Genomic DNA, 2,401 nt, shown 5'->3' on the forward strand with positions numbered 1-2,401 from the left:
CGGTCACGCCGTCGAGCCTAGGGGCGGGCGCGGCGGCGGGGCGAACGGGCGGGGGCGTTCCGGCGGGGACGGACGGAGCGGGCTCGCACCGCGGACCGCCTCGGACGAGCTCCGCGATCCGCAGCACCCGGTCGACCGACGTCCGGGCGGACGGGTCGTGTGCTGGGACCCGCGCGGACCTCCGCGGTCGGCGGGACGTCATGTCCTGTTCGCCTGCCGCCCCTTGCCCGCGCGCCGCTCCGAGCGCACGCTGGAGCCATGACCGCCTGGAGCCCTCTCGAGACCGTCGGCGCCGTGGTGCTCGCCCTCGCGCTGATCGGGCTCGCCGCCGCGGCCGTGGCGGTCGGAGCGGGCGACGAGATCGCGTTCATCGGCGTGCTGGTCGCCTTCGCAGTCGCGGTCACCGGGCTCGGCCTCCACATCGCCGGCCGCGAGGCGCGGTACCGCCGCGACAACCGGTGACGCCGAAGCGCTTCCGCCGCGACGACGGCTGAGGAGGCGCGCTCCCGCCGCGACGGCCGCTGAGTGGAGGGACTCCCGCCGCGACGGCACTCGGCCGGTCAGTGCCCGAGCTCCACCAGCAGCACGCCGGCGATGATCAGGCCGATCCCGCCGAGCATCGTCCAGGTCAGCGGGTCCTGGAACAGCCAGCGGCCGAGCACCGCGGTCAGCGCGACTCCGACCGCCGCCCAGATCCCGTAGGCCACCCCGATCGGCATGCCCTGCGCGAGCGCCCCGGCCAGCAGCGTGAACGCGACGACGTAGCCGACTCCGACCACGACGTACCAGCGCTTCCGGCCGTCCGTCGCGGGCTTGAGGCTCATCGTCGCGGCGACCTCGGTGAGGATCGCGCCCGAGAGCAGCAGCCAGGCCATCAGCGCACCGCCCGGCGCGCGGCCTGCGCTCGCTGCGAGCCGATCTCGACCATCAGCACGCCCGCGATGATCAGCACCAGCCCGATCGTCATCACGCCCGTCAGCGGCTGACCGAAGAGCACGGCCGCGAGGACCGCCGTCAGCGCGACGCCGCACGCGCCCCACACGCCGTACGCGACTCCGATCGGCATGCCGGCCTTGAGCACCCGGCTGAGGAGGACGAACGCCGCCAGGTAGCCCGCCACCACGAGGGCGTACCAGCCCGGCGACTCGATGGCGGCCTGGAGGGCGAGCGACGCCGTCACCTCGGTGAGGATCGCGCCGGTGAGGAGCACCCAGCTCATCGTGTGCCGTCGGATCGGGTCATCCGGCCAGCGTAGGGCGGGCGCGGAGGCGTGCGACCGCGGAACGAGGGCTCAGCGCGCGGGGAGGGTGGGAACGATCGTTCTCTGGGCAGTGACGCGCTCACCGCGCGAAGTGCTCGCGCACCTCCGCCTGCCAGCGCTCGCGGTCCTCCTCCGTGATGAACGCCGCGTCGAAGGAGTTGAGCGCCAGCTGCTCGAGCTGCGCGTCGTCCATCCCCAGCTCCTCGACCAGGGCGCGGTAGTTCTCATCCACGTAGCCGCCGAAGTAGGGCGGATCGTCGCTCGAGACCGTCACGACGAGTCCCTCGCGGAGCATCGCGGGCAGCGGGTGGTCGGCCATCGTGTCCACCGCGCGCAGGGCGACGTTCGACAGCGGGCCCACCGTCACCGGGATGCGGCGCTCGCGGAGCATCGCGACGACCTCCGGGTCCTCCATCGCGCGGATCCCGTGGTCGATCCGCTCGACCTTCAGCAGCTCGACGGTGGCCGCGACCGTCTCGGGCCCGGCCTCCTCGCCGGCGTGCGCGACCAGGCGCAGTCCGTCCGCCGCGGCGCGCGCGTAGACGTCGACGAACAGCTCCGGGCCGAAGCCCACCTCGTTCGAGTCGAGCCCGACGCCGATGATGTGCTCGCGCCAGGGGAGGATCGCCGTCAGCATCTCGTCGGCCGCGTCGGCGCCCAGGTCGCGGAGGAAGCACATGATCAGGTCCGTCGAGACCCCGTGGGTCTCCTCGCTCCGACCGAGCGCACGGGTGATCCCGCTCATCACGGTGTCGAGCGCGACGCCGTTGCCGAGGTGCGTCTGCGGGTCGAAGAAGATCTCGGCGCGGCGGACGTTCGCCTTCTGCGCCCGGTCGAGGTAGCCGGTCGCGAGCTCGAAGAAGTCCCGCTCCGTCTTCAGCACGGTGAGGTTCGAGTAGTGCAGCTCCAGGAACGACGCGAGGTCGGTGAAGGAGTACCGCGCGCGGAGGGCGTCGAGATCCTCGGTGGGCAGGGCGACCCCGTTGCGGCGCGCCATCTCGACGATGTGCTCGGGCTCGATCGTGCCCTCGAGGTGGATGTGCCCACCGTCACCGGGATGCGGCGCTCGCGGAGCATCGCGACGACCTCCGGGTCCTCCATCGCGCGGATCCCGTGGTCGATCCGCTCGACCTTCAGCAG

The 2,401-nt window shown here is 72.9% G+C and carries 4 protein-coding genes; 1 reads left to right on the top strand and 3 read right to left on the bottom strand.

What is annotated here, in order from left to right; all coding sequences use genetic code 11:
* Positions 1-258 precede the first annotated feature (258 nt).
* Positions 259-462, top strand: a complete 204-nt coding sequence (locus tag C5C99_RS16610) for a hypothetical protein (RefSeq protein WP_104248362.1) — start codon at positions 259-261, stop codon at positions 460-462.
* 98 nt (positions 463-560) lie between these two features.
* Here C5C99_RS16610 and C5C99_RS16615 read toward each other — a convergent pair whose 3' ends face one another.
* The 3 genes from C5C99_RS16615 to add form a co-directional block, all read right to left on the bottom strand.
* Positions 561-875 (bottom strand): multidrug efflux SMR transporter, encoded by a 315-nt coding sequence (locus tag C5C99_RS16615; protein ID WP_104224891.1) that lies wholly within the window; start codon positions 873-875, stop codon positions 561-563.
* Positions 875-1,219 carry a multidrug efflux SMR transporter gene (locus C5C99_RS16620; protein WP_104269826.1) on the bottom strand — a complete coding sequence of 115 codons (345 nt, stop codon included), beginning with the start codon at positions 1,217-1,219 and terminating at the stop codon, positions 875-877. Before C5C99_RS16620 ends, C5C99_RS16615 begins: the two co-directional genes overlap by 1 nt.
* A gap of 121 nt (positions 1,220-1,340) precedes the next feature.
* Positions 1,341-2,300: an adenosine deaminase gene (gene add / locus C5C99_RS16625; protein WP_258063735.1), complete on the bottom strand. Its 960-nt coding sequence runs from the start codon at positions 2,298-2,300 to the stop codon at positions 1,341-1,343.
* Between the last annotated feature and the right edge of the window lie 101 nt (positions 2,301-2,401).

Source organism: Rathayibacter sp. AY1C4 (assembly GCF_002932195.1).
GTDB lineage: Bacteria > Actinomycetota > Actinomycetes > Actinomycetales > Microbacteriaceae > Rathayibacter.

Excerpts from the sequence above, each read along its gene's own strand:
- C5C99_RS16610 (WP_104248362.1), top strand. The coding sequence starts at position 259 with ATGACCGCCTGGAGCCCTCTCGAGACCGTCGGCGCCGTGGTGCTCGCC.
- C5C99_RS16620 (WP_104269826.1), bottom strand. The coding sequence starts at position 1,219 with ATGAGCTGGGTGCTCCTCACCGGCGCGATCCTCACCGAGGTGACGGCG.
- C5C99_RS16615 (WP_104224891.1), bottom strand. The coding sequence starts at position 875 with ATGGCCTGGCTGCTGCTCTCGGGCGCGATCCTCACCGAGGTCGCCGCG.